Raw genomic sequence first — 25,541 nt, 5'->3', positions numbered from 1 at the left:
CTTACCCGATGGAAGACAGCGCCCGCGCCCGTATCCGCAGCAGTTTCGCCGCGCAGACCATGATGGCGACCCTGGGTGCCGAATTGATCGAGATCGACGCGGGGCTGATACGGATTGCGGCCCCGATCCTGCCCGGTAGCCAACAACAGCAAGGGTTTGGGCACGCGGGTCTGACATTTGCCATCGGGGATTCCGCAGCGGGCTATGCGGCGCTGACCATGCTGCCTCCGGACAATGAGGTCGTCACCGCCGAGATAAAGATCAACCTGTTGGCCCCTGCGCGCGGCGACCGGTTGGTGGCCACGGGCCGGGTTGTCAAACCCGGCAAGCGCCTCTGCGTCGTCACATCCGAAGTCCATGCAGAACATAACGGCGCATCGACCCTTATCGCAATTTTGCAAGGTACCATGGTGCCCGTTCCCGCATGAGAAGGATCAAAACAATCCCGCGGCCTTGGCAGCTGGACGGTATCTTCTGCTGACCGGCACTTCGGTGCCATCCCCATCAACAACAGGTCGCGCCCGTTTTTTACGCCGGTGGCTGCGCACCGCATCAAGGGCCACCCAGCGCGAGCGGTGCACTTGCAATCCAGCAGCGCCTTCCAACGCATCAACGGCTTCGCCAAGCCGCATCAGGATCAAGGGTGCGGCTTTGTCGGTGACAACCTTTAAATAGTGGTCCTGCGCTTCGATGCGCACCAATGGTCCGCGCTCGGCCAGTGGCAGCCTGCGCAGAAAGCGGGACTGCGGATCCGCTTCGGGTTCAACCGTGTCCGGGCGGGTGTATTTTACCAGAGCAAAAAGCGCCTGAACTGCCACAACCACGATAGCGACGTTTAATATCAAGCTTCCGAAGAGCGCTAATGAGTCCCACCCGTCGAACAGGAAGAAATTTTGCGCCCAGACCATGCAGCTAAGGACCAGCGTGAAACACAGCCAAAGGGCCAGACTTGCCGTAGGCGCCCGCCCACTGGCCCAATGCGACACCAGTACACTTCCGCCCACACAGAGGCCCGTCACCCCAGCCCAATAGGCAAAGCGTGCCATTCTGCTGAGCGCCGCATCGGCGCCAAAGGGACCGGCAATCGTGCAGATTACTGTCGCAATACCCCAGATCACAAATAACACGGTAATGCTGCGTTTTTCACGAAGCGCCAAATGCAGGGTGTCAGTCAGTCGGGGCAGACACGCAGTCTCCGCGCAATTCACGAAACGGTACTGGCGGTGTAGCACCAAGAAATACGAGGCCCAAGGAACATATCGAACCGGAGCTTTCCCATGACCTTGCCCCCCTTCTCAACGCCTCCGCCGTGATCCACATACATACCGCCCTAGCTTTACTTGCCGTGGCGCTGACAGTTGCAATTTTCTCGATCCGGCGGGGCAGTCCGGCGCACCGCGTGTTGGGTTGCACCTGGGTGATTGCAATGGCCGGTGTCGCACTCAGCAGTTTCTGGATTTTCGAGCTTCGACTGATCGGCCCCTATAGTCCGATCCATCTGCTGTCGGTCTTTGTCCTCGTTCAGCTGGTTTTTGCCGTCCGTGCCGTACGCAGCGGCCAAGTGCAGCAACATCGCCGAATGATGCGCGGCATGGTTTTCGGAGCTTTGGTGGTGGCCGGTGCATTCACATTGCTGCCCGGCCGCACGATGTTTCAGGTGATCTCAGGCGGTTAGCCCTTCAGGCTCCCTCAGCCCATTGGCGCGGCAACAAGCCGTCACCGTATTGGCCAGCAGGCAGGCGATGGTCATCGGGCCGACACCGCCCGGCACAGGCGTAATCGCCCCCGCGCGCGCCGCACAGGACTCAAAGTGAACATCGCCCACCAGCTTGGTTTTGCCCTCGCCTTTTTCAGGCGCGTCTAGCCGGTTGATGCCAACGTCGATCACGGTGGCCCCTTCCTTGATCCAGTCACCCGGCACCATTTCGGGGCGACCTACGGCCGCGACCACAATATCCGCGCGCCGCACGACGTCTGGAAGGTCTTTGGTGCGGCTGTGCGCGATGGTCACGGTGCAGCTGTCGTTCAAGAGCAGCTGCGCCATAGGTTTGCCCACAATATTCGAACGGCCAATGACCACCGCATCCATCCCCGAAAGGGACCCGTGATGGTCGCGCAGCATCATCAGACACCCAAGCGGCGTGCAGGGCACCATTGATTTCTGTCCCGTGCCCAGCAGCCCCACATTCGAGATGTGAAAACCGTCGACGTCCTTGGCCGGTGATATGGAATTGATGATCAGATCTTCGTTCAAGTGCTTGGGCAAGGGCAGTTGGCACAGGATGCCGTGGATTTCGGAATCATTGTTCAGCTCTTCAATCACAGCCAATAGATCGGCCTCTGACGTGTCTGCATCCATCCGCCGCTCGACAGACTTCATGCCGACTTCAACCGTGATCTTGCCTTTGGAACGCACATAGACCTGTGATGCAGGATCTTCGCCCACCAATACCACAGCCAAGCCCGGCGTAATGCCGTGATCGTTTTTCAGACGTGTGACATGCTCACCAACCTGTCCCCGTACGCGGGCGGCAAATTCCTTACCGTCGATAATCTTTGCTGTCATATTTCTTTCCTCATCAATGCGGAAGGCGGGGAAAACCCCGCCCTACCTCAATCCGTAGGGCGGGACTGATCCCGCCACCCGTTTAGAACAATCCTTCGACGTCGCCATCCGCGTTCAGGCGGATATTCTCGGCCGACGGGACGCGGGGCAGACCAGGCATGGTCATAATCTCCCCACAGATGGCAACGATGAAACCGGCTCCGGCAGACAGCCGCACTTCACGGACCGGAATATCAAAGCCCGTCGGCGCGCCGCGCCGCTCTGGATCGGTGGTAAAGCTGTACTGCGTTTTGGCCATACAGACCGGCAGATCGCCGTAGCCCTGATCTTCCCAGTCTTTCAACTGGTTGAGGATCTTCTGATCCATCTGTGCGCCATCTGCACGGTAGATTTTCGTGGCGATGGTAGTAATTTTGTCGGCCAGTGACATGGCATCGGGGTAGATCGGGGCAAAATTGGCCTCGGCCTTCTCGATCGTCTCGACCACCTTTGTCGCCAGATCGGCAGAGCCTTCGGAGCCAAGCTCCCAGTGCCGCGACAGCACAGCTTCGGAGCCTTGGGTGGCGACGTAGTCCTTCACCGCCTGTACTTCTGCATCTGTGTCGGTCACGAAGTGGTTGATCGCGACCACGACAGGCACGCCAAAGGACTTGAGGTTCTCGATGTGGCGCCCAAGGTTCGGACAGCCCGCCTCTACCGCCTCTACGTTCTCTGTACCCAGATCGGCCTTGGCCACGCCGCCGTTCATTTTCATCGCCCGGACGGTCGCCACGACGACCACAGCGGACGGGGCCAGCCCCGCCTTGCGACACTTGATGTTGAGGAATTTTTCGGCCCCGAGATCAGCACCAAAGCCCGCTTCAGTCACAACATAATCCGCCAGCTTCAGCGCGGTTTTTGTGGCGATAACAGAGTTACAGCCATGCGCGATATTGGCGAAAGGACCGCCGTGCACGAAGGCCGGGTTGTTTTCCAGTGTCTGCACAAGGTTCGGCTGCATCGCATCTTTCAGCAGCACGGTCATCGCGCCATCGGCCTTGATATCGCGGGCAAACACCGGGCTGCGGTCGCGGCGGTAGGCTACGATCATGTCCCCCAAACGCTTTTGCAAATCGGTCAGGTTGTTGGACAGACACAGGATCGCCATGACTTCAGACGCCACAGTGATGTCAAAACCCGTCTCGCGCGGGAAGCCGTTGGCGACACCGCCCAAGCTGGCGGTGATCTGGCGCAAAGCGCGGTCATTCATATCCACCACACGGCGCCAGACTACACGGCGTGTGTCGATCTCAAGGCTGTTGCCCCAATAGATGTGGTTGTCGATCATCGCGCTTAGCAGGGAATGTGCGGAAGTGATCGCGTGGAAGTCGCCTGTGAAATGTAGGTTCATCTCTTCCATCGGAACGATCTGAGCGTAACCACCGCCTGCGGCCCCACCCTTCATGCCAAAGTTCGGCCCAAGCGACGCTTCACGAATGCAAACGGCGGCCTTTTTACCAATGCGGTTCAGACCATCACCCAGACCCACTGTGGTTGTCGTCTTGCCTTCACCTGCGGGTGTCGGATTGATTGCGGTGACAAGGATCAGTTTGCCATCGGGGCGGTCCTGCACAGAGTTGATAAACCCTTGGCTGACCTTGGCTTTGTCGTGGCCGTAGGGCAGCAGATCATCGCTGCTAATGCCCAGCTTGGCACCGATTTCCTGAATGGGGCGCTTCTGCGCCTCGCGTGCGATTTCGATATCGGTTTTATAGCCCATCCGGGAATCCTCTCCTGCCAAAAGGCATCGTTATTTTCCTTGTCATACAGGGGCAGCCGCCAAAAGTGAGGGCGCGTTTCCGACATTTCCGCTCTCCGATGCGGCGCAGTGCCGCAGTCCGGTTTCGTTTCGGAAACGCATCTACGCCTAGAGGTGCTTCCACGCCCGTTGTCCGGGGATGTGCAAACGCAGGGTGTCGCCCACACGCAGCGTCCCTTCCCGCTCGACCCAGGCACAGACGCCACGTCGCCCCAGGGCAGCCGCCTTGAAACCTTTGCCATGTCCCGGCAGGTCCTTTTCGATCTCGCGGGCGGGCAAATTGCAGGGGCCGTTCAGCATATCAACGACAAGGGTCGTGCCGTTCTCGGCCTGAAGCCGAGCACTGGGTGGCAGATGGGTGAAGTCTTCGATGCCTCGCAGAACGATGGATGCGCCAAGAAGGGCTGGGTCAAGCACCTCGACCCCGATGTCAGCGGCAATCCCGGCCAGTTCCTCGGCCGACAGGATCGAGAATTGGCGGACGTTTCGAATTTCGGTACCTTGAGGGTGTTGTGATTTAACCCGGACACAGGATGCGCGGGTCAGCCCTGCATGAAAGTCGCCTTCAAACCCGCTGTAGCTGGCAAAGGCGCTGTCGATGGACTTTGCTCGAATATCGGTGCGGTCCTGCGGGACCATGCCCATCCAGACGATCTCAGCATGGTGATCGGTGGGCACAAGTTCAGGCATGAATGCATCCTTCGGGTCAGGCACGCCCCCGGGCTGCCAGGGGCAAAAGCGTCACCGCTGACATTACGCACAAAGACGCGGCGAGTTCAGCCGATTCCTCTGCGATTTGCGCGATCTGCATGGTTTTTGTCGAAATTTCGATACCGACGCCCCAAAGCTTTCGAAACAACCCGTCGAGCGTTTTGCCAATGACCGTCAGACAGATGGCCACCAGTATCAAAATCTGGCCCCTCTCGCCATTTCTGATACCGCGCACAAAGGGCGCAGACCCTCTTACGATCAACAGGATACCCGACAGCAGAAGGCCGAGGACCACAGTCGCGCCAATCACCTTTTGCCAGAGCGGTGCCGCGCCGGAATAGTGCCGGAGGCTGAGGATACCGGATTCAAAGAACGCCTTGTCCATATCAAGCTCGCGGGCGAGCAAGGCGCACAGGAGAAGTGCGCCGTACCAATATTTCGTGACTGCGTTCTTTCCATAGGTAGCGCTGAACAGCATTAAAGCGCAGAACCACGCGTAGGCAGACATCAGTTCGACGCCACCCGCTTCGGTTTCGACCGCACGCATGCCCTGCATTGAAATTGACACAGCACAAACAATCAAAACGTATATCAGCAGAATGGGTATCCGCTTTTCCATAATCTTCGACGTCAAACGCATCACCTGAATCACAAAGGCCCTCATACCAATGAGGGCCTTTACCTTTACCTCGAAACAAACCCAAGGCTTATGTCATAACTTAACACCACCATCAGACAGAGGGTTCCGGCTCAAGTCCACCATCGGTTGGCGGCGTCTTTTTGCCTTTGCTCTTGGCCTTTGGAATGGCTGTCAAGCTGGGTTTGTTGCCCTTGTCGCTATCGTCGTCGTCTTTCTCCGCAACCGGCGGCAGGCCATCCATCACACGCTGGATTTCGCCACCCGTCAAGGTTTCGTACTCCAGCAAGCCCTGTGCGAGGCGCTCGAACTTCTCTTCGTTCTCTTTGATCAGCTTGACCGCCCATTCGTAGCCGTCCTGAATGAACTTCTGGACCTCTTTCTCGACCAGTTCCTTGGTGCTGGCAGAGACGGAGAACCCACCGGTGCTGCCCTGATAGCCCTGGGCCGCTTCGGAATAGTCGATGTTGCCGACCTTGTCAGACATGCCCCACTGAAGGACCATCGCCCGTGCAAGTCCGGACGCCTGCATGATGTCGCCCGCAGGACCGTTCGACACGGCGTCTTCGCCGTACTTGTGGATCTCTGCGGCCTTGCCCGCCATGGTCATCGCCAGACGCTGTTTGCACTCGTCCTTGAACATGTTCAGGCGATCCATTTCGGGTAGGCTCATTACCATACCCAACGCACCACCGCGCGGAATGATCGTCGCCTTGTAGACCGGATCGCATTTCGGCAGGAGCATCCCAACCAGTGCGTGACCGGCTTCATGATACGCTGTCATTTCCTTCTGCGCGGCGGTCATCACCATCGAGCGGCGCTCGGCCCCCATCATGATCTTGTCCTTGGCGGATTCAAAATCCAGCATGGTGACAAAACGGCGGCCCAAACGGGCGGCACCAAGTGCGGCCTCGTTCACAAGGTTCGCCAGATCCGCACCCGAGAAGCCGGGCGTACCGCGCGCAATGATCCTCAGATCCACATCAGGGCCAAGTGGGGTTTTGCGTGCGTGCACACCAAGAATTTTTTCCCGGCCTTTGATGTCCGGGTTCCCGACAGTCACCTGACGGTCGAAACGACCGGGGCGCAGGAGGGCCGGGTCCAGCACGTCTTTGCGGTTGGTGGCGGCGATGATGATCACGCCTTCATTGGCTTCAAAACCATCCATCTCGACCAAAAGCTGGTTCAACGTCTGCTCACGCTCGTCGTTGCCGCCGCCATAGCCGGCACCCCGGTGACGGCCCACCGCGTCGATCTCGTCAATAAACACGATACAAGGCGCATTCTTTTTCGCCTGCTCGAACATGTCGCGCACACGGCTTGCACCGACACCCACGAACATCTCGACAAAATCGGAACCGGAGATGGTGAAGAACGGCACGCCCGCCTCGCCCGCAATGGCACGTGCCAGCAATGTTTTACCAGTACCGGGAGGGCCCTCAAGCAACGCACCCTTGGGGATTTTGCCGCCAAGGCGCGAGAACTTCTGCGGATTACGAAGGAACTCAACGATCTCTTCCAGCTCTTCTTTCGCCTCGTCAATGCCTGCCACATCGTCAAAGGTAACGCGGCCGTGCTTTTCGGTCAGCATCTTGGCCTTGGATTTGCCAAAGCCCATCGCGCCGCCTTTACCGCCGCCCTGCATCCGGTTCATGAAATAGATCCAAACCCCGATGAGCAGAACGATGGGCAGCAGCGAGACCAAGAAGGTCTGGAAGCCCGACTGTTGCTGTGGTCGCGCCTGCACGGGCACGTTGTTGTCGATCAGCAGATTCGTGATCTCGGCATCCTCAGGTTTGATCGCGACATAGTCGGCACCATCGGTTTTGCGAAAACGTACCTGCTCCCCGTCGAGCGTCACGTTGCGCACTTCGCCGTTCTCGACGGAGTTCACAAACTCGGAATAAGTGATCTCATTGCTTTGTAGGTTGCCGTTCGAACCACTGAACAAATTGAACAGTGCCAAAACGAGCAGCATCAAAACGACCCAAAAGGCGAGGTTACGCACATTTCCCAACGGAATTCTCCTAAATGCTTCGGACCCGTCTACACCGACCAGCCCACCGGCACACATATGTGCCTGTTCTCTCTAAAGATAGAGAGGATGGCCGCAGGTTCAATGCGATAATAGTGCGGCAAAAAAGGTATCTTCGTCTAAATTCAGTTCTGCGCGCCAATATTGCGGAAAACCCGCGAGGGGAGCCGCTACCAATTGCTGCCCATCCCAGACCGCTGGAGTGGATTGCAGCACGACATAAGGCCGACCTGTTGCACGCCAATCCGGGCATTGCTCCAGACCGGAAGGCCCCAAGGCCCGCAGCCTGAGAGAGTGCGACACTTTGCCGGACAAATCGCTTTTCAAGACCCAGCGGCCATCCCACGGCATGTCGATTTCGGTTTCGACAAAGCTGACCGCTTTGTGTTCGCGAAAGATCCAAATGTTTCCGCCGATACGGCGGATGTGACAGCCCTCCAAGGTGCTTGCCTGTCCGTTGCGCAGCGCCTGCTTTACATTCGATAGTGCCGCCTTACGCGGAGGATAGCTGCTGCCACTGACCCAGTTGATGGCCCGAACCAGCAAACGACGTTGAATTTCGTCGGGCTGCAACTCGAACAAGGCTTCGTCCAACACCACGGCACCGGCCTCGATCGTGATAACCTTCTTGGCCGCCAAGAATGTCTGCCAGTCCAAGGCCTTGCGCGATCTTTGCATGTGATCCGCCACATCGCACAAAATGTCGGTATCAATGCCTAAAGGGGCCAGAACCTCAAGCACCCTACGGGCTTTGATACGGGCAAACTGCTCATCGGTGTTGCTCGGATCCTCGCTCCAGCTCATGTCGCGCAGCCGCAGATAATTGCGCAATTTTTCGCGTCGTACAGCCAGTAAGGGGCGGACCCAATTGATGCCATCCCGCAGGGTACTGGTTTGCATGGCAGATAACCCGTCCACGCCAGAACTTCGCGCCAACCGCATCAGCACGGTTTCCGCCTGATCATCTGCGGTATGACCAACACAGATCGTTGTAATGCCTAGCCGGCCTGCCCAATCGGCGATCTTTCTATATCTGGCTTTGCGGGCTTCATTCTGCAGATTGCCAGTCCCGTCCCACTCAGACCAGACAAGAATATCGTGCGGCACGTTCAATGCCTGACATAGGGTTGCAACCTCCCGGGCTTCGGCAGCCGACGCTGCCCGCAACCCATGATCGACAGTCACGGCGTGCAAAGAGATATCATGGATATTACAGAAATCCCGCAAGACAGACAGTAGAGCAACCGAATCACCGCCGCCCGATACGGCGACGCCCAGAATGTCCGGGGGGGCTGGAAGCAGCGCTTGAGAGATATGTTCAAGAAGCCGCTCGGGCATCGGTCAGCTGCAGCCGATATTGCGGCGCTGGTCCTCCGCCTGGGTCACATAGGGGCTGCCTGCAAAGCGTGTCCCGACTTCGGCCAGTGTCACGCAGGCTTCCTGGGTCTGGCCCAAAACGCCCAAGGTGCGGCCCAATTCGAAGAGGGCCTGAGGTGCAACAGCTCCCTCCGGATCGGTGCTGAAACTGGCCAGAAAGGCGCGTGCAGCCTCGCGGGTATCGCCGGTTTTGTCCAAAGCTTCACCGCGGCGCAAATCGGCTTCGGCGGCTAACGGTCCACCCGGATAGGTCTGATTGAAGGTCGCAAAGAGGTCAGCGGCGGCTCGAAAGTCACCGGATGCGAGCGCCTCCTGCGCCCGCTCAAAGTCTGCCGCTTCACCCACCGCTAGAGAGGCCTGATCGGTTGGTGTGGCCGGGGCGGTCAGCGGTGCCGCTGTTGTGGTCTGGCCTGCGCCCCCCAGTGTTGTTGTCTGTCCAAGGGTCGAGATATCGCCGCCCTCAAGTTCTACCAAACGGAATTCCAGATCGCCGATGCGGGCCGTGCCATCGGCCACGATCCGGTTGATGCGGTTTTCCAGTTCTTCGCTCTTGGCAGTCAGACGTTGCAACTCGCTTTCCATGGCACCGACACGTTCCAGCACCGAAGTACCCGCCACATTTACGCCTGCCCCACCGCTGGTGGACAGTTCTCGTTTGAGCTTTTGCACCTCGGTGAACAGAATGGTCAGTTCCTGACGCACATCTGCCAGCGTCTGATCATCCTGCGCAGATGCTGTCAGCGGGCTGAGCACCAGCCCAACCGCGAGCACCGCAGCAAATCGCATTTTCAACATCATCTTGCGTCCTTAACTTGTCAGCCCACCGGCCAGCACTGTGACCGCACGCCGGTTCTTGGCGTAGCAGGCCTCGTTCGAGCAGATCTCGATAGGGCGCTCCTTACCATAGCTTACCACCCGCAAGCGCGACGATGGCACACCCTTGGAGATCAGATATTCCTGCGCCGCATTGGCCCGGCGCGCACCGAGCGCGAGGTTGTATTCACGCGTACCCTGTTCGTCGGCATGGCCTTCGATGATGGCCTGATAGTCCGAATTGGTCATCAGCCACTGTGCCTGACCGTCCAGCGTGGCACGCCCCGTGGCGGTCAGGGTTGACTGATCAACCTCGAACAGCACGCGATCCCCGATAGACTGCTGGAAAAATGCGGTTGAGCTTGGATCATTCGCACTGCCCGGAATGATCCCGCCTGTGGTGCCTGCATTCGCGTCCAGACCGGCCCCTGTGCCATCGGCTCCAAACCGGTCGGGGTTTGTACAGGCCGTTACCGCCAGCGCCGCCACCAGCAGGCCACTTATCATTAGTCGTTTCATCTCAATTTGCCTTTTTTCATTTTGCACGCTGTTTATCACAGGACGCCGCATTTTGGAATTGTCTCGCTTCACTGTGATCACTTCTGCAAGGGAGACCATGAAGGATCGGACCCACCGGAAGGCGTGCTGACTGGTCGCAGGTTACGCCCGGAAATATCCACCGAATACAGCGTGGACGAGCCGGATGCACCTTGGGTCTCACGCGCAAACATAATTACACGACCATTGGGGGCCCATGTGGGGCCTTCATCCAGAAACGACGCGGTGAGCAAACGCTCCTGCGAGCCATCAAGCCGCATGACACCGATGTGAAAGCGCCCTTTGTTCTGCTTGGTAAAGGCCACCAGATCGCCGCGCGGCGACCAGACCGGCGTGCCATAGCGCCCTTCTCCAAAAGAAATCCGCTGTGCTTCGCCCCCTGTTGCGGGCATTACATAAAGCTGTTGTGTGCCAGAGCGGTCGCTCTCGAATACGATACGGCTGCCATCTGGCGAATAGCTGGGCGCGGTTTCAATCGCTGGCGTGTTGGTCAGGCGTACGGATTGCCCAGAGGCGATGTCCATTTGGAAGATATCCGTGTTACCGCCTTGTGTCAGCGAGTAAACCACGGTTTGACCCGAAGGCGAAAAGCGCGGGGCAAAGCTCATCGTGCCTTCTGCGCTTTCCAGAACGCGGCGCGACACAGAGCCGATATCCAGCACATAGATGCGCGGAAATCCGCTTTCATAGCTGGTATACAGCACCCGGTCGCCGGAGGGCGAAAAGCGCGGTGCCAGCACGATTGCGCCTGAATCGGTCAGGTATTGCACATTGGCACCATCATAATCCATGATCGCGAGCCGTTTCTTGCGGTCGTCTTTCGGCCCGGTCTCGGAGACGTAGACAACGCGGCTGTCGAAGTATGGCCCCTCGCCCGTGATCCGCGCATATACCGCATCAGACACTTTATGCGCCATGCGCCGCCAGCCATCCACGGTGCCGGAAAACTGCAGACCACTGCCCAGCTCCGCACCGGAGAAGACATCATAGAGGCGGAATTTGACGTTCAGGTTGTTGCCCTGCACGTTCACGGCCCCTGTGACCAGCGCTTGGGCGTTAATCGCCTTCCAGTCGGCGTATTGCACAGGCGCGTTGAAGTCGTTGACGGTCGAGATATAGGCCGATGACGGGATCTCGCGGAAAAGGCCCGTGCCTATCAGATCGGCAGCAACGACGCTTGCGAGATCGCTTGCCATCTGTCCCGCAGCAGGACTTTCCGCCTGAAACGCGGGCGCTGCGAAAGGCAGTGGCTCGATGATTGCCTCATCAATGATGATCCGCAGCGGTTCCTGCGCCTGCGCGGGGGCAGAAAACATCAAGGCCAGACCGGCACAAAGGCTCAGCAGAAAACGTGTCATGGGGCATGCATCCTTTCGGGAGTGTACCTGTAAATCATATTGCGCAATTGCCGCTGGCGTATCAGGGGAAAATTGCCTGATGCAAACCCGAGACGGCAAAGATCTGCCGTGTCGTACTCACAAGATCGGGACCGCACGGGTGCTGTGGACCAAGATTGGCGCATTAAAAGCCCATCTTCCTGGGGTCGAAAGTCATTTCGATGTTCTGCCATTGGCTGAACTTCTCTTCGGGCAAGCTGTAACCCCTGGAGCCACACCGAACAATTGCACGCCGCGCGCTGTCAAAGACACTGCGTACGGCAGCATCAGACCCACCAGAAGATGACAGCATGCGGATGGTGTCGATTACCGGTGTGCCATCGCGGTTCATCTGTACGCCGATCACGACTGTTGTTTCCATCGCCTCGGAACTCAACGCGCCGATGTTCCAGCACTGCGATACTGCAACACGTAGCGCGTCCTTTTCACCTGCCGACAGGGGTGGCCCGCTTGGCGTAGGAGCGGCCACGGCTTCTTGCGCTGCAGCCAAGGCGGCCAGAACGTCGTCGTTGTTCACGGACGGCGCGGGGTCGCTTGCTGCCGGTGCCGGTGTCTCGACTGTCTCGGTTGGCGCTTCGGCCACGCGCGGTGCCGGTGCGGCAGGCCTGCGCCCCGGTGGACGCGATGACGCGGCCGGAGCTGCGGTCGCTTCGGTCACAATCTCGCTCACGGCCTCTTCTGGGGCTGTCGCTTCCTGCGTTTCCTGCTCAACCGCCTCGCCTGTAGAATCAGGGGTTACTGCCTCTTGCTCCACCGGGTCGGGCGTGGCTTCGGGTTCAGGCTGAGCTACTGGCTCTGGTGCCACACGCTCTACAGGGCGCGGTGCAGCTTCGGGGGCCACATCCGGTGCCAGAACTGCAACATCACCTACAGGCTCGGCCAGATCGGGCGGCGGATCCTGAACAGGCGCTTCTGGTGGCGGGGTCTGCTCTGCCAGCTCTGGCGGGGTATCCTCTGGCGGCGTATCGGTCGGCAATGGCGCAGGCTGCCGGATGTCTGTATCGGGCTCCGAGGTCAGCTCCGGTGTCTCGGGTGCTTCTGTAGGTTGGGCGGGCTGTGCCACCTCAGTGGTACTTTGTGGCGGGCGGGCGGCAGCCATCAGTGCGTCGAAATCCGCACCAGAAATCACCGAGACTTCGGTCATCTCAAATGGCTCGGGCTCTCGTGTGAAAAGCCCGCCCAGCAGCAACCAGGCAATCAACCCGATGTGTCCCGCGCCAGAGATATACTGCCCGGTGTTCACGGATCAGTTCCCCGATGTCGCGCTGCCGTCCAGTGCCGGACCACCGATGTCGGTCACCAGACCGATGTTCGAAAATCCACCTGCATTCAGCGCACCCATCACTTCCATCACGGCCGCATAGGGCACAGCCCCGTCAGCCCGCAAAAACACCCGGTCGCTGGCCCGCTCCGCCGCGATGCCGCGCAGGCGCGTCACCAGCTGTTCGCGCTCCACAGCTGTCGTCTGGATCTGCACGCTGCCGTCGCCCGTGATCGTCACAGTCAGCGGCTCTTCTGTCTCTGTCGGCAGCGCCCCTGCGGCGGATTTCGGCAGTTCCACAGGCACCCCGACTGTCAGCAAGGGGGCCGCCACCATAAATATGATCAAGAGCACCAACATCACGTCAACAAAGGGCGTGACGTTGATTTCGGCCATGGGCTGACTGCGCCCTCTGCGCCTGCCGCGCCCACCGCCGCTCTTTTTCTTGATTGCGCCCGCTGCCATGGCTCAGCTGTCCAACTGGCGGCTGAGGATAGTGGCAAATTCATCGGCAAAGGCTTCATGGGTGCCGATGATACGCTCGCTGTCCGCGTTCAGTTTATTGTAAAAGATTACCGCCGGGATCGCAGCCAAAAGGCCCAGGCCCGTCGCCAGCAAGGCTTCTGCGATGCCGGGGGCGACAACCGCCAGATTGGTGTTCTGCTGCTCCGCAATCTCGATAAAGGCGTTCATAATCCCGATCACAGTGCCGAAAAGTCCGATAAAAGGTGCCGAAGAGCCTACAGTCGCCAGCACGGTCAGGCCCTTTTGCAGCCGGTCCGTTTCCTTGGCGATGGCCACATCCATGCTGCGGTCGATCCGGGCCGTCGCCCCGGGGATCAATCCCCCATCCTCGCGGTGCGAGCGGCGCCACTCTGTCATCCCGGCAGCAAAGACCTTTTCCGCAGGCCCGCCAGGATCAGGGCCGATCTGATCGAACAACCCGTCCAGAGGCTCTCCTGACCAGAAGGCGCGGTCAAACCGTTCTGCGTCCGATTTGGCTGCCCGATACTGGATCGTCTTTTGAATGATGATCGACCACGACCAGAAAGAGGCGAGGATCAGCAGGATCATCACCAGTTTCACTGTCAGCGTCGCACGCGCAAACAATCCCCACATGGAGAAATCAATCTCCTTGGCCAATGCCAGCGTCTCTGCTTCCATATTCCCGCTCTTAATTATGCCGCGCTTGTCGGCTGTCTGCCTCTTGGCCTCATTTGTCGAGGCTCATTTGCGCAGAATCTAGCGGGTTACGCGTATGATTGCCAGTGCATTGGCGCTATTGCGCCGCTGCCTCCAATTGTGAGCGGAGTTTTGCTGGCAATCGCCTGGGTTTGCCCGACGTTGTCATGCAAACGGCGGTAACCTTGGCCCGGAAAATCACGCGATCTTCTAAAAGAACCTCCTGGTCGAACATCCAGCGTACGGCCCCTTTTGCATAATGGATCGTACGCACCTCCAACCGGTCGCCAAATCGTGCGGAAGCAAGATAATCCGCCTCGACCCGGGTGATCACAAACACCACATCCTCATCTCGCATGGCACGCTGGTCCACGCCCAGCTGTTCGGCAATATCAGACCGCGCCCGCTCTATGTATTTGAGGTAATTGGCGTAATAGACGATCCCCGCCATGTCGGTGTCTTCATAAAAGATGCGCACCGGAAATGAATGGCTCATTGCAGCGCTCCGATCCGTGCGGCCAACCGCAACGCATGGGCGCTGTCCTGGGCCGCATGAGGGAGCACCGGATCATAAGCCGCGCGCATCAGCGCCGCGATATCGGGGCGCAGAACCGTTGTCTCCCCTGCAACAGCAAGGGGCGAGCGGTCCTGAAAGGCCCTATCGGACCACAAGAGCATGGATTGCACGATCTGGCTCAGCGCAAGCGTATGAGCAGGCACCGCGCTTAAATGCTGGTCCATCCGCAGAAACACAAAGCAGGCCTTGATCGCACCCCTCTCGTCAAAACGGAAAAACCGGTACTGATTGGCCTCCGCTTGCGTCAACCGCTCTACCAATGGCCCAAGATCAGGCACAAGCCGGTCCAGTCCCGGCACCTCCGGCAATTCCGCCCAGTCGTGGAAAAAGAACATCATCAGATTGGAGCCAAGCTCGGCATCCATTTCGCCCATTTCGTGCCCGGCCAGTTCGCAGGTCGCCTCAATCGCTGATTTTACAACCGCCAGCGTTGCATCATCCACGCCAAAGACCACCGGACAGACAGGCCGCCCCCAACGCGCAAAAACGAATCTGCCATCGCCTCGTGTGAACAAGGTTTCAACGTCTTCCGGCCCCATATTCACCCTTTCTGAACTACCCGACACACCAGATCACCCGAATAAATCCGTCTGCGACTTGGGCGGCGTCATGCCCAAATGCGTCCATGCTTTCTGCGCCAACATCCGCCCGCGGGGTGTGCGCTGGATCAAACCCTGCTGCAACAGGAACGGCTCGATCACTTCTTCCAAGGCATCGCGGCTTTCCGACAGGGCCGCCGACATCGTCTCGATCCCCACGGGACCGCCCTGATAGTTCTCGGCGATCAATCGCAGATAGCGCCGATCCGCGCCGTCCAGACCCAGATGGTCAACGCCAAGTCGCGTCAGCGCCATGTCGGCCAATTCGCGTGTCACCCGGCCATCGCCCTCGACCACCGCAAAATCCACCACGCGGCGCAAGAGCCTGCCTGCGATACGCGGTGTCCCACGTGCCCGTTTCGCAATCTCGCGTGCGCCCGCTTCATCGGCGGGTGCACCCAGCTTGCGGGCATTGCGATCCACGATAATGAACAACTCGTCCTCGGTGTAGAACTGCAAGCGCGTGGGAATGCCAAACCGGTCCCGCAGTGGCGTGGTCAGCAGGCCCATGCGCGTGGTGGCCCCCACAAGCGTGAAAGGCTGCAATTCAATCCGTACAGTGCGGGCCGCAGGCCCCTCACCGATCACCAGATCCAGCTCGAAATCCTCAAGCGCGGGATAAAGCACCTCTTCGACCGCGGGGTTCAGGCGGTGAATCTCGTCGATAAACAGAACATCGCGCGCCTCTAGGTTCGTCAGGATCGCGGCCAGATCGCCCGCTTTGGCCAACACGGGGCCAGAGGTCATGCGGAACCCCACCCCCAACTCGCGCGACATGATCTGCGCCAGCGTGGTCTTGCCCAGACCGGGCGGGCCGTGAAACAGCGTGTGATCCATCGCCTCGCCGCGTTGTTTGGCCGATTGGATGAACACCGCAAGGTTGGCCCGCGCTTCGGCCTGCCCCACAAACTCCGACAGCATTTGCGGACGCAAGGCGCGGTCAATGTCTTCCGGCATCGGCTCTGGCCGCACGGTTGGATCAATTTGGGTCACTGGCGTCCTTTAAGCGAAGAAAACCCGTCAGGGCTTGATGAGCATCGGCGAGACAAATGCAGTTTAGCCTTTCGGCGCGAGAAGTTTCAACGCTGCCCGGATCAGATCGGGGGTGCTTGCCCCCTCCATCTCGCCTGCCGCCTGCGCCACCGCGCCCGCCGCATCGCCGGGACCGTACCCGAGATTGCCCAGCGCCGACAGCGCTTCGGATTGTGCGGATGCATTCGGCACGGCGCGGGACGGCTGCGGAACAACCGGTTCCAGCACTTCCGCCTCCACCTCGCCCTGCGCTTCGGCCAGGGTGCCGGACATCGCCATCACCGACGGCGCCTTGTCTTTCAGGTCCAGCACCACACGCTGCGCGATCTTGGGGCCGATCCCCTTGGCCGCTTTGACTGCGTTCCAATCGCCAAGCGCAATCGCCCGACTGACCCCATCAGGACCAAGCGTGCCAAGAATGGCCAGCGATGCCTTCGCCCCCACTCCCTGCACCGAAGTCAGCAGGCGGTGCCACTCCTTCTCCACAAGCGTTTGGAAGCCAAACAGCTGCATCAGGTCTTCGCGCACCACCAAATCGGTAAAGAGCGCTGTTACCTCGCCTGCACCGGGCAGCGCCGCCATTGTCCGTTCTGAACAATAGACCAGATAGCCCACGCCGCGCACGTCGATCAGCACATGATCGATGCTGCGGTAGTCGATCCTGCCGGTAATCTTGCCAATCATGCGCTGGCCTTTTTCACAGCACGGGCCAGTGCCCCTGCGCCACCATGATGGGCATGACAAATCGCAATTGCCAAAGCATCCGCTGCATCGGGGCTTGAAATCTCGACCCCCGGTAATTGAACTTTGACCATATGCATCACCTGCGCCTTATCCGCGTGGCCTACACCGACCACCGTCTTTTTCACCGAATTGGGCGCGTATTCACCGACCGGTAGACCCGCCTGCGCTGGCACAAGCATTGCAATGCCCCGCGCCTGCCCCAGTTTCAGCGTCCCCGCTCCATCCTTGTTTACAAAGGTGTGCTCCACTGCGGCCATATCCGGCAGATAAGCATGAAAGACCTTGGTGAGTTGTGTGTGCAATGACAAAAGCCGCTGCGCCAAATCACCGCCTTCGGAATGACAGACCCCGTTGGCCACATGCCGCAATCGGCTGCCGGACACGTCGATCACCCCCCATCCGAGGTTGCGCAACCCCGGATCAATTCCAATTACCCGCATCCGACCCTGCTCTGCTTGTTGATTAGTAAAATTGTTGCTTTTTTGATGCATTAGCACGAAAGGAGAACATCCGCCAAGCTTTTCCACGCCACGTTCTATTTGCGACATCACCTGTGTCGCTATGGTGAGCCAAGGCTTGTTCGGGACACTCCTGAGGTCAAAAACGACACGCCCGCTGCCCCGATTTTGCCATAGTTTACTAGAGGTTAACCACGCTTTGGACCTATGCGTTTTCTGCAGATCACACATGCAATCAGAGCCATTGCAAAGAATTTTTTTGCTGCCTATTTGGCGATCATACTGCCAAGATTTTTGGCGAAACTTTAAACCGAAGGATAGCCCGATGGCAGCTTTTGAAACCACCCGCCCCACCTACGGCTCGTCCACGGCCGTATCCACTTTGTTCTCGCGCATGTTCGGTGCCGTTTCCGCGTGGAACGACGCACGGATCACCCGCAAATCCCTGTCATCGCTCACAGACCGCGAGCTTGAAGACATCGGATTGGTCCGTGGCGACATCGACGCAGTAGCGCAAAGCAGCTTTATTCGTTGATACAGAACAGTGCAGGTCAATACCTGCGCTTCCATATTAAAAAAGCCGCGCTCTGACCCACAGAAGCGCGGCTTTTTCATGCCTTGGAGAGAAAGCAATGATGGATCCCGCCGCAACAGCAAGCTGCGCGGCGGAAAGTGTCTAGCGAATTGCGGGGGATACCCCTTCGACAAGAGCTGATGTGACCGGATCAATCGCCAATACTTTGGCCCCAACCTGTTCAACCGCAGAGCCGTTTTGCAGCTCTGACAGACGTTCGTTGTAGGTCACCGGCCCAACGCTCGCGAGGGTGAAGGCTTTAAAGCCGATGAACCCGACCGCCACGATCAGCAAAAGCTTGATCCCTCCCATGCCACGCACCCGGCGCGCACGAGGTTTTACAACAATCAGCCCGTCCTTGGTCACCTTGGTAGTGTAGCCATGGGTCATCTTATTGTGCTTGCGGCCCAGCTGTTTCAAACGCTGCGCAAAATCATTGTGGGTCTCAACCATAGCAGTGGTCTTTCGTTAACAATCGGCCCCCACCGTTGTTAAGAAAGTATTAGCCAAGGAATGTGGCAAAATCTGGGCAACTGCCCCGCTTTCACCTTAAAACCCGTTCAATTTAGGTCTTTTTTTGAAGCGTTAATGTCGTCCAGTCACCAATGCTTTCCCGGTGGGTCAGATTGATGCCGGATCGTGCATAAACCGCCACAACTTCGTCCGCCTGTTCATTCAGAATCCCCGAAAGAATCGCATAGGCTTCCGGCTGCATTGCCTCGACCATATCGGGGGCCAGCGCGACCAGCGGACCCTTTAATATGTTGGCGAATACCAGATCGAAGGGCGCGGCCGCTGCAAGGCTGGGATGATCAAAGCCCGCCGCTTCGACACAGGTCACACGCCCCGTCAGCCCGTTTGCCGCCACATTTGCCTGCGCCACGTCCACCGCGACCTCGTCGATGTCGCTGGCAAGGACCGGATCCTCCCAGATCCGGGCCGCCGCCATCGCCAGCACGGCCGTACCACAGCCGATGTCAGCCACGCGTTTGCCAACGAACCCGTCCCCGGCAATCCGGTCCAGCGCACGCAGACAGCCCAGCGTGGTACCGTGGTGCCCGGTGCCAAAAGCCATCGCCGCCTCGATCAGCAATGGCTCGCAGTCCTCGGGCACCTGATCGGCAACATGCGATCCGTAGACAAAGAACCGACCCGCCGCGACAGGTGCCAATTCGCGCCGCACATGGGCGACCCAATCCGTCTCTGGCAGCTCGGAAACAACAAAGGGTTTCGCCCCCATCGCCACAGCCAGCACCGTCAGCGCCGTCTCATCGGGGGCTGCCTCGAAATAGCCGCCAACCTCCCACAGGCCCGACCCGTCTTCCATCTCGAAGACGCCAACGCCCGTGGGTTCCGGCTCCAGCCGCTCCATCGCTTCGCCCAGCGCATAGGCAGCATCGCGCCCTGTGAGTGTCGTGAGTGCGGTAAATGTCGTCATCATCGTCTCCGGTATCTATCGGGGTTCGGGTAGGGGCGCGGATAGCTGGGGTCAAGTGTGACATCGTCCGGTGCGCGCAGGCCTTTGACATAGAACCAGCCCCAGGTCGCCGCGATGATGCCCATGACCGACCCCGCCAGCGCCTGGCCATAGATCACCCCGGATGCGCCAAACGTGGTAGCCAGCCAGATCGCCGCAGGATAGCTGAGCACGCCGTCTTTGCACCAATTAACCAGCGTCGACCACGCGGGCCGCCCCAAATTGTTGAAGGCGGCATTTGACACAAACAACGCGCCAATAAAGACAAAACCGCCCACGCCGACCAGAGTGAAAGAGCGCAAGACCTCGACGCCGACACCCGTCAGGGCAAAGGCCGCTACGACATAGCGCGTGACCAGCAACATCAGCCCCCATGCGACGAGCGTGTAGATCAGACAGAACAACAGCGCATTGCGATAGGTGCTGCGTACCCGCTCCATCTGGCCTGCGCCATAGTTCTGGCCGAAGATGCCGCCAATGGCCCCGGACAGCGCGAACACTCCGCCAAAGACAACAACCGTCAACCGCCCGACCACGGCCCAAGCCGCCATCGCCTCGTCCCCATAGGCCGACATCGCAATAGTCAGCAGGTAATTACCTGCTGGCGTCGACATCTGCGTAGCGATCGCCGGGCCTGCGACGACCAAAAAAGGTCCAGCGATATTGCGCAGGGTCCGGCGGGTCGGGCGTTCCACGAGTTTCATCTGGATAACCGCAAAAAACACCGCCGCCGTCAAAAGCGTACAGCGAAACAGCACCAGCCCGATGGCCGCCCCATCCAGCCCCAGACCCATCCAGACGATCAGCACCGGATCAATCAGCATCAGCAATGTGCCGCCGGACAGGGTGATATACATTGCCTTTGCCCCATAGCCATCCGCACGCAACGCGCCTGACAGAACCAAGGCCACCGACATCGGGATCAGTGATGGAATGGTGATGCCCAGATACCGTGCGGCCAGCCGAGCGGTTTCTCCCTCGGCACCTGTGACTGCGATCAGGTTGTGCCGGAACCCCACAATTAACAAAGACACAAACGCCAGAATGCTTGCCGCAATGACCACCCCTGCCCCGGCCTGCCTGCGCGCCTGATCGCGCTCGCCCGCTCCAATGCTGCGCGAAATCACCGCCGTGGCCGCAATCATCAGCCCCACCGCGATGGAGACCGAGAAAAACTGCACCGCATAGGCATAGCCGATGGCCGCGACCAGCTGCGGCTCTCCCAATTGACTGACCCAGAACAGATTGGCCGCATCGACCAGGAAAACAAAGGTAATGCCCATCGCGCCTGTGGCCGTCATGCGGACCACATGACCCATGGTGCCACCGCTCAGGAAACGCCCCTGCTGCATCCTATTCGGCCGCCTGAGGCAAGCCCGCGCTGAAGATCGTCTCGTTCCCCGGAGTCGGATGGCGTGGGATCAACATGGCCAGAGCAAAGGAAATACCGGCCATGCCTGCCGCCAGAAAGAACACTGCCGCAGGCGACACCAACCACAAAAGCCCAAGCCCCACCGGCAGGAAGACCGCCGCAATGTGGTTGATGGTAAAGGCCACCGCCGCTGTGGGTGCAATATCGGCAGGATCGGCGATTTTTTGGAAATAGGTTTTCATCGCCAGCGCGAGGCCGAAAAACAGATGATCCAGCACATAAAGCACCGCCGCCACCATCACGCCCCAGCCCAGATAATAGACGCCGCCATAGCTCAGGAACACCAGCACCAGACCAATGTATTCAAACCCGAGCGTCCGCCGCTCTCCGAAATAGCCCACGGCCCGGCCCATCAATGGCGCAACGACGATATTGGCCACCAGATTAACCAGATACAATGCGGTGATCTCATGGACCTCAAAGCCGAACCGCTCGACCATCATAAAGCCTGCGAAAACCACAAAGATTTGCCGCCGCGCACCGCCCATGAATTGCAACGCATAGTACAGCCAATAGCGCCGTCGCAGAACCATTTTCTTGTTCTGCGGCGTCGGAGCCTCGAACTGGGGGTAGGCGATCATGGCAACCAGCGCGATCACCGCCGTGACACCGCCGCCTGCCAGATAGACGGTGCTGTAGGACAGGTCGAGCGTTTCCCACAGCGACATGATCAGCAAATAGGCGATCAGTGTGGCGAAAGACCCCGCCGCCAGCAACCACCCCAGCATGCGCGGCGCGTCTTCGATCTTCAACCATTGCAGTTGCAAAGACTGGTTCACCGTTTCATAGTAGTGAAACCCGATAGAGCTGAGCATGGTGATGGTCAAAATACCGCCCATCGAAGGGAACCAGGCCGTCACCGCCGTCGCCACGCCCAACAGGACAAGGGAAACCAGCCCCAGCACCTGCTCCCGCACGAATATGATGATGGCAATCACGCCCACTGCCAGAAATCCGGGTATCTCGCGCACGGTGTGCAATAGCCCGATGTCGGACCCATCGAAATCCGCGACTTCAATCACGAAGTTATTCAGCAACGCCGACCAGGTGTTAAAGGCAATCGGCATGCCCAGCGCCATCAAAAACAACAGCGCAACCGGCCTGCGCCAGAACGGCAGCGCCTTGGCGGCTTCAAGGGTGATATACTGTGCCATCCGTCACCCTTACGCCCGTCCCACGAAAAAGACGATATGCAATTGCGCACATCCCCCCTTTCTCTTTTTGGCCTTATATACCGTCCACAGGTGCTGCAGGCGGTGTCGGTTGCAGGTGGAGCGGGTTTGGCGCTGCATTGAGAGGGGGCGGGAACGCGGGTTTAAAGGAAACCCGCTGCCTCCCGCTCGGCAGCATGCTGCGCATGCGCCGCTAGTAAAAACTCTGGGGGTCAATATCTACGGCCAAGCGCAGATCGCCTTTCAAGCGCAACTGGGCAATCCAGACAGCAAGCGCGTCCTGCAAAAGGGCCGTCTTCTCTGCTTTGACCAACAACCGCACACGGTGCCGCCCCCGCACCCGTGCGATCGGCGCAGGGGCCGGGCCGAACACCTGGGCACCAATCTGACGCAGCGGGGCGTCACGCTGGGCCAGAAAATTACCGGCATCAAACACTTGCGCCACATCCGGACCGCTCAGGATGATGCCAGCCATGCGGCCATAGGGCGGCACCCCCGCCTGCTTGCGTTCCGCCGCTTCCGCTGTCCAGAACTTCTCCTCATCCCCTGCCAGAATGGCGCGGATCACCGGATGCTCGGGCTGATACGTTTGCAACAAAGCGGTTCCAGGCGCTTCGGCGCGGCCCGCACGGCCTGCCACTTGGCGCATCAACTGAAAAGTACGCTCAGCCGCCCGCAAGTCAGAGCCCTGCAGCCCAAGGTCGGCGTCGATGACGCCAACGAGGGTCAGATTGGGAAAGTTATGCCCCTTCGCCACCAGCTGCGTGCCGATCACAATATCCGCAGCACCTTCCGCGATCCCTGCAATCTCGGCTTTCAGCGCGCGGGCGGACCCATACATATCCGAACTCAACGTCGCGATCCGGGCATCGGGCCAGATCGCCGCCGCCTCCTCGCCCAGCCGTTCCACGCCAGGGCCCACGGGGGCCAGCTTGCCGACTGCCTCGCAGGACGGGCAAGCCTCAGGCATCGGTTTACTTTCGCCGCATTGGTGGCAGATCAGGCGTTTCAAGAACCGGTGCTCCACCATCCGCGCATCGCAATCGTCACAGCCGATCTGGTGGCCGCAAGCGCGGCACAGAGTAATCGGCGCATAGCCGCGGCGGTTGATGAACAGCATCGCCTGCTCGCCCCGCTCAAGCCGCGTGTTCACCTCCGCCTGCAAACTCGGCGACACCCATTTGTCACTGGGCAACCCTTCCCCGCGCATGTCGATCGCCCCCATCTTGGGCATCACCGCCGGGCCAAAGCGCGAGGTCAGCTCCAGGCGGTTGTACTTGCCCGCCTCCACATTCGCCCAGCTTTCCAGTGACGGCGTGGCAGAGGCCAGCACCACCTGCGCGCCGCAGATCGCCGCCCGCAGCACCGCCATATCGCGCGCATTATACAGCACCCCCTCTTCCTGCTTATAGGAGGTGTCGTGCTCTTCATCGACCACGATCAAACCAAGGTTTTGATAGGGCAGAAACAATGCCGACCGCGCCCCGATCACCACTTGGCATTGCCCTTGGCCCACCATGCGCCAGATGCGGCGGCGTTCGGTCATCGTGGCACCTGAATGCCACTCAGCCGGTTTTGCCCCGAACCTTTCCTGCACGCGGGCCAGAAACTGTTCGGTCAATGCGATCTCTGGCAGCAGCACAAGCGCCTGACGTCCGGCACGCAACGCCGCGGCTACTGCTTCCAGATACACTTCGGTCTTGCCCGATCCGGTCACCCCGCGCAGCAAGGTTGTGGCGTAGGTTTCGGCGCGCACCCCTTCCGCAAGGGCCGCGGCAGCAGTGGCCTGATCCTCCGTCAATTCTTTGCTCGGTAAAGCGGGATTCATGGGCAGAAAGGGCAGATCTCGCGGGCTGTCTTCCTCGCGCACCGCATCCTGTGCCACCAGGCCTTTCACGACCGAAGGTGTCACCCCCGCCAGGTCGGCCAGCTCCTTGAGCGTAAAGGACAAGTCGCCATATTCATCCAGCGTGCCCAATACCCTGCGCCGCGCATCCGTCATCTTGGACGGTTCCGCCTCTCCGCGCCGGTAGACTTTGCGCATCGACGGCGGGTCGCCCAAGCCCGGTGCACGTGTGGCAAGGCGTAACATGGCGGGCATCGGTGTCAGCGTATAGGCCGCCGCGCGCTCGAGAAACGACCGCATCTCGGCCCGCATGGGAGCGGCATCCAGCACCCGGATCACATGGCGGATCTTGCTCAGATCATAATCGCCTTTGCCTGGTCCCCAAACCACCCCCAGTACCTTTCGCGGGCCAAGCGGTACTTCGACAAAAGCCCCCAAATGGCAACCGCCTTCCGGGGCGCGATAATCCAAGGCCCGGCCTAAGGGCTGGGTACTCAGCACCGCCACCAGATCGCCATGATCGAAGAATTCCGCACTGTCCACTGAGGGCTCCATATCGGCAAAAGAGGGTTTCAGGCCGCCAGATCATAGGCTAGACCCAAGATCAACGCATCCCATACCAACCGCAAGGACGTCCCATGAAATTCTTCGTAGATACTGCCGAAATTGACGCCATCGCCGAGCTTAACGATCTTGGCATGGTAGATGGGGTGACGACCAACCCCTCGCTGATCCTGAAATCAGGCCGTGACATCATGGAAGTCACCCGCGAAATCTGTGGTATCGTCTCCGGGCCTGTTTCGGCCGAGGTCGTCGCACTGGAAGCAGACGCGATGATCGCCGAAGGCCGCAAACTGGCCGAGATTGCCGATAACATCGCGATCAAGCTGCCGCTGACATGGGACGGGTTGAAAGCTTGCAAAATCCTGACCGGTGATGGGCATATGGTCAATGTGACCCTGTGTTTCTCTGCCAATCAGGCGCTCTTGGCGGCGAAAGCCGGTGCCACGTTTATCTCGCCTTTTATCGGGCGGCTGGATGATATCAATATTGATGGGATGGACCTTATTCAGGACATTCGCACTGTCTATGACAACTACGGTTTCGAAACGAACATCCTCGCAGCGTCCATCCGCTCGGTCGCCCATGTGCAGGACTGTGCGCTGATCGGTGCCGACGTGATGACGGCACCGCCTGAAGTAATCAAGAAGCTGGCAACGCACCCGCTGACCAATGCGGGGCTAGAGCAGTTTATGTCGGATTGGGCCAAGACCGGTCAGAACATCCTTTAAGCG

27 protein-coding genes are annotated in these 25,541 nt (G+C 59.3%); 4 read left to right on the top strand and 23 right to left on the bottom strand.

Annotated features, from left to right (window positions below; genetic code table 11):
• Positions 1-8: 8 nt before the first annotated feature.
• A complete protein-coding gene (locus tag Z945_RS0111340) occupies positions 9-428 on the top strand; it encodes a PaaI family thioesterase (protein WP_025052225.1) in 420 nt (139 codons plus the stop codon).
• 6 nt (positions 429-434) lie between these two features.
• Here Z945_RS0111340 and Z945_RS20090 read toward each other — a convergent pair whose 3' ends face one another.
• Complete coding sequence (locus tag Z945_RS20090) at positions 435-1,127, bottom strand: LytTR family DNA-binding domain-containing protein (RefSeq protein ID WP_152541115.1); 693 nt, start codon at positions 1,125-1,127, stop codon at positions 435-437.
• Between the two features lie 182 nt (positions 1,128-1,309).
• On the opposite strand from Z945_RS20090, the gene Z945_RS0111330 reads away from it, so the two are divergent.
• Entirely contained in the window at positions 1,310-1,675 is a 366-nt protein-coding gene (locus Z945_RS0111330; RefSeq protein ID WP_025052223.1) for a DUF2306 domain-containing protein, read from the top strand.
• On the opposite strand, the gene folD is transcribed toward Z945_RS0111330, so the two are convergent.
• From folD to ruvC, 17 genes are all read right to left on the bottom strand, one after another.
• Positions 1,664-2,566 (bottom strand): bifunctional methylenetetrahydrofolate dehydrogenase/methenyltetrahydrofolate cyclohydrolase FolD, encoded by a 903-nt coding sequence (gene folD / locus Z945_RS0111325; RefSeq protein WP_025052222.1) that lies wholly within the window; start codon positions 2,564-2,566, stop codon positions 1,664-1,666. The two genes, Z945_RS0111330 and folD, sit on opposite strands and share 12 nt — an antisense overlap.
• Positions 2,567-2,648: 82 nt before the next feature.
• Positions 2,649-4,325, bottom strand: a complete 1,677-nt coding sequence (locus Z945_RS0111320; protein WP_025052221.1) for a formate--tetrahydrofolate ligase — start codon at positions 4,323-4,325, stop codon at positions 2,649-2,651.
• A 147-nt stretch (positions 4,326-4,472) separates the two neighbouring features.
• Positions 4,473-5,054, bottom strand: a complete 582-nt coding sequence (locus Z945_RS0111315) for an MOSC domain-containing protein (protein ID WP_025052220.1) — start codon at positions 5,052-5,054, stop codon at positions 4,473-4,475.
• 16 nt (positions 5,055-5,070) lie between these two features.
• Complete coding sequence (locus Z945_RS0111310) at positions 5,071-5,739, bottom strand: hypothetical protein (RefSeq protein WP_025052219.1); 669 nt, start codon at positions 5,737-5,739, stop codon at positions 5,071-5,073.
• Positions 5,740-5,806: 67 nt separating this feature from the next.
• Positions 5,807-7,729, bottom strand: a complete 1,923-nt coding sequence (gene ftsH, locus Z945_RS0111305; protein ID WP_025052218.1) for an ATP-dependent zinc metalloprotease FtsH — start codon at positions 7,727-7,729, stop codon at positions 5,807-5,809.
• Positions 7,730-7,828: 99 nt separating this feature from the next.
• Entirely contained in the window at positions 7,829-9,085 is a 1,257-nt protein-coding gene (gene tilS, locus Z945_RS0111300; protein ID WP_025052217.1) for a tRNA lysidine(34) synthetase TilS, read from the bottom strand.
• 3 nt (positions 9,086-9,088) lie between these two features.
• Positions 9,089-9,910, bottom strand: coding sequence for a tol-pal system protein YbgF (gene ybgF / locus Z945_RS0111295; RefSeq protein ID WP_025052216.1), 822 nt, complete (start codon positions 9,908-9,910; stop codon positions 9,089-9,091).
• A gap of 21 nt (positions 9,911-9,931) precedes the next feature.
• Entirely contained in the window at positions 9,932-10,456 is a 525-nt protein-coding gene (gene pal / locus Z945_RS0111290; RefSeq protein WP_025052215.1) for a peptidoglycan-associated lipoprotein Pal, read from the bottom strand.
• Positions 10,457-10,533: 77 nt separating this feature from the next.
• The gene (gene tolB / locus Z945_RS0111285; protein ID WP_025052214.1) at positions 10,534-11,853 is read right to left on the bottom strand and encodes a Tol-Pal system beta propeller repeat protein TolB; all 1,320 of its coding nucleotides are present in this window, start codon (positions 11,851-11,853) and stop codon (positions 10,534-10,536) included.
• A gap of 163 nt (positions 11,854-12,016) precedes the next feature.
• Positions 12,017-13,135 carry an energy transducer TonB gene (locus tag Z945_RS0111280; RefSeq protein ID WP_025052213.1) on the bottom strand — a complete coding sequence of 373 codons (1,119 nt, stop codon included), beginning with the start codon at positions 13,133-13,135 and terminating at the stop codon, positions 12,017-12,019.
• A gap of 3 nt (positions 13,136-13,138) precedes the next feature.
• A complete protein-coding gene (gene tolR, locus Z945_RS0111275) occupies positions 13,139-13,618 on the bottom strand; it encodes a protein TolR (protein WP_025052212.1) in 480 nt (159 codons plus the stop codon).
• Between the two features lie 3 nt (positions 13,619-13,621).
• A complete protein-coding gene (gene tolQ / locus Z945_RS0111270; protein WP_025052211.1) occupies positions 13,622-14,317 on the bottom strand; it encodes a protein TolQ in 696 nt (231 codons plus the stop codon).
• A 115-nt stretch (positions 14,318-14,432) separates the two neighbouring features.
• Entirely contained in the window at positions 14,433-14,831 is a 399-nt protein-coding gene (locus Z945_RS0111265; RefSeq protein ID WP_025052210.1) for a YbgC/FadM family acyl-CoA thioesterase, read from the bottom strand.
• On the bottom strand, positions 14,828-15,451 hold the full coding sequence (locus tag Z945_RS0111260; protein ID WP_025052209.1) for a hypothetical protein: 624 nt from the start codon (positions 15,449-15,451) through the stop codon (positions 14,828-14,830). Before Z945_RS0111260 ends, Z945_RS0111265 begins: the two co-directional genes overlap by 4 nt.
• A gap of 33 nt (positions 15,452-15,484) precedes the next feature.
• Complete coding sequence (gene ruvB / locus Z945_RS0111255; RefSeq protein WP_025052208.1) at positions 15,485-16,504, bottom strand: Holliday junction branch migration DNA helicase RuvB; 1,020 nt, start codon at positions 16,502-16,504, stop codon at positions 15,485-15,487.
• A gap of 63 nt (positions 16,505-16,567) precedes the next feature.
• Positions 16,568-17,227: a Holliday junction branch migration protein RuvA gene (gene ruvA / locus Z945_RS0111250; protein ID WP_025052207.1), complete on the bottom strand. Its 660-nt coding sequence runs from the start codon at positions 17,225-17,227 to the stop codon at positions 16,568-16,570.
• On the bottom strand, positions 17,224-17,727 hold the full coding sequence (ruvC, locus tag Z945_RS0111245; protein ID WP_025052206.1) for a crossover junction endodeoxyribonuclease RuvC: 504 nt from the start codon (positions 17,725-17,727) through the stop codon (positions 17,224-17,226). The genes ruvA and ruvC overlap by 4 nt, the downstream gene beginning before the upstream one ends.
• Positions 17,728-18,070: 343 nt before the next feature.
• Here ruvC and Z945_RS0111235 point away from each other — a divergent pair, with 343 nt between their 5' ends.
• The gene (locus Z945_RS0111235) at positions 18,071-18,280 is read left to right on the top strand and encodes a DUF1127 domain-containing protein (RefSeq protein ID WP_025052205.1); all 210 of its coding nucleotides are present in this window, start codon (positions 18,071-18,073) and stop codon (positions 18,278-18,280) included.
• Positions 18,281-18,421: 141 nt separating this feature from the next.
• On the opposite strand, the gene Z945_RS0111230 is transcribed toward Z945_RS0111235, so the two are convergent.
• The 5 genes from Z945_RS0111230 to Z945_RS0111210 form a co-directional block, all read right to left on the bottom strand.
• The gene (locus Z945_RS0111230; protein ID WP_025052204.1) at positions 18,422-18,772 is read right to left on the bottom strand and encodes a hypothetical protein; all 351 of its coding nucleotides are present in this window, start codon (positions 18,770-18,772) and stop codon (positions 18,422-18,424) included.
• 112 nt (positions 18,773-18,884) lie between these two features.
• Positions 18,885-19,757, bottom strand: coding sequence for a 50S ribosomal protein L11 methyltransferase (locus Z945_RS0111225; protein WP_025052203.1), 873 nt, complete (start codon positions 19,755-19,757; stop codon positions 18,885-18,887).
• A complete protein-coding gene (locus tag Z945_RS0111220; protein ID WP_241434498.1) occupies positions 19,757-21,148 on the bottom strand; it encodes an MATE family efflux transporter in 1,392 nt (463 codons plus the stop codon). Before Z945_RS0111220 ends, Z945_RS0111225 begins: the two co-directional genes overlap by 1 nt.
• A gap of 1 nt (position 21,149) precedes the next feature.
• The gene (locus Z945_RS0111215; protein WP_025052201.1) at positions 21,150-22,382 is read right to left on the bottom strand and encodes an MFS transporter; all 1,233 of its coding nucleotides are present in this window, start codon (positions 22,380-22,382) and stop codon (positions 21,150-21,152) included.
• A 211-nt stretch (positions 22,383-22,593) separates the two neighbouring features.
• Positions 22,594-24,801 carry a primosomal protein N' gene (locus tag Z945_RS0111210; RefSeq protein WP_037971022.1) on the bottom strand — a complete coding sequence of 736 codons (2,208 nt, stop codon included), beginning with the start codon at positions 24,799-24,801 and terminating at the stop codon, positions 22,594-22,596.
• 83 nt (positions 24,802-24,884) lie between these two features.
• Here Z945_RS0111210 and fsa point away from each other — a divergent pair, with 83 nt between their 5' ends.
• Complete coding sequence (gene fsa, locus Z945_RS0111205) at positions 24,885-25,538, top strand: fructose-6-phosphate aldolase (protein ID WP_025052199.1); 654 nt, start codon at positions 24,885-24,887, stop codon at positions 25,536-25,538.
• The last annotated feature ends 3 nt before the right edge of the window (positions 25,539-25,541 follow it).

The organism is Sulfitobacter noctilucae (assembly GCF_000622365.1).
Lineage (GTDB): Bacteria > Pseudomonadota > Alphaproteobacteria > Rhodobacterales > Rhodobacteraceae > Sulfitobacter > Sulfitobacter noctilucae.
Note: the sequence above shows the minus strand (reverse complement) of the source record. Positions and strands in the feature narration are given on the sequence as shown.

Excerpts from the sequence above, each read along its gene's own strand:
- Z945_RS0111340 (WP_025052225.1), top strand. The coding sequence starts at position 9 with ATGGAAGACAGCGCCCGCGCCCGTATCCGCAGCAGTTTCGCCGCGCAG.
- folD (WP_025052222.1), bottom strand. The coding sequence starts at position 2,566 with ATGACAGCAAAGATTATCGACGGTAAGGAATTTGCCGCCCGCGTACGG.
- Z945_RS0111320 (WP_025052221.1), bottom strand. The coding sequence starts at position 4,325 with ATGGGCTATAAAACCGATATCGAAATCGCACGCGAGGCGCAGAAGCGC.
- Z945_RS0111315 (WP_025052220.1), bottom strand. The coding sequence starts at position 5,054 with ATGCCTGAACTTGTGCCCACCGATCACCATGCTGAGATCGTCTGGATG.
- Z945_RS0111310 (WP_025052219.1), bottom strand. The coding sequence starts at position 5,739 with ATGAGGGCCTTTGTGATTCAGGTGATGCGTTTGACGTCGAAGATTATG.
- tilS (WP_025052217.1), bottom strand. The coding sequence starts at position 9,085 with ATGCCCGAGCGGCTTCTTGAACATATCTCTCAAGCGCTGCTTCCAGCC.
- ybgF (WP_025052216.1), bottom strand. The coding sequence starts at position 9,910 with ATGCGATTTGCTGCGGTGCTCGCGGTTGGGCTGGTGCTCAGCCCGCTG.
- pal (WP_025052215.1), bottom strand. The coding sequence starts at position 10,456 with ATGAAACGACTAATGATAAGTGGCCTGCTGGTGGCGGCGCTGGCGGTA.
- tolB (WP_025052214.1), bottom strand. The coding sequence starts at position 11,853 with ATGACACGTTTTCTGCTGAGCCTTTGTGCCGGTCTGGCCTTGATGTTT.
- tolR (WP_025052212.1), bottom strand. The coding sequence starts at position 13,618 with ATGGCAGCGGGCGCAATCAAGAAAAAGAGCGGCGGTGGGCGCGGCAGG.
- tolQ (WP_025052211.1), bottom strand. The coding sequence starts at position 14,317 with ATGGAAGCAGAGACGCTGGCATTGGCCAAGGAGATTGATTTCTCCATG.
- Z945_RS0111265 (WP_025052210.1), bottom strand. The coding sequence starts at position 14,831 with ATGAGCCATTCATTTCCGGTGCGCATCTTTTATGAAGACACCGACATG.
- Z945_RS0111260 (WP_025052209.1), bottom strand. The coding sequence starts at position 15,451 with ATGGGGCCGGAAGACGTTGAAACCTTGTTCACACGAGGCGATGGCAGA.
- ruvA (WP_025052207.1), bottom strand. The coding sequence starts at position 17,227 with ATGATTGGCAAGATTACCGGCAGGATCGACTACCGCAGCATCGATCAT.
- ruvC (WP_025052206.1), bottom strand. The coding sequence starts at position 17,727 with ATGCGGGTAATTGGAATTGATCCGGGGTTGCGCAACCTCGGATGGGGG.
- Z945_RS0111235 (WP_025052205.1), top strand. The coding sequence starts at position 18,071 with ATGGCAGCTTTTGAAACCACCCGCCCCACCTACGGCTCGTCCACGGCC.
- Z945_RS0111230 (WP_025052204.1), bottom strand. The coding sequence starts at position 18,772 with ATGGTTGAGACCCACAATGATTTTGCGCAGCGTTTGAAACAGCTGGGC.
- Z945_RS0111225 (WP_025052203.1), bottom strand. The coding sequence starts at position 19,757 with ATGACGACATTTACCGCACTCACGACACTCACAGGGCGCGATGCTGCC.
- Z945_RS0111220 (WP_241434498.1), bottom strand. The coding sequence starts at position 21,148 with ATGCAGCAGGGGCGTTTCCTGAGCGGTGGCACCATGGGTCATGTGGTC.
- Z945_RS0111215 (WP_025052201.1), bottom strand. The coding sequence starts at position 22,382 with ATGGCACAGTATATCACCCTTGAAGCCGCCAAGGCGCTGCCGTTCTGG.
- Z945_RS0111210 (WP_037971022.1), bottom strand. The coding sequence starts at position 24,801 with ATGGAGCCCTCAGTGGACAGTGCGGAATTCTTCGATCATGGCGATCTG.
- fsa (WP_025052199.1), top strand. The coding sequence starts at position 24,885 with ATGAAATTCTTCGTAGATACTGCCGAAATTGACGCCATCGCCGAGCTT.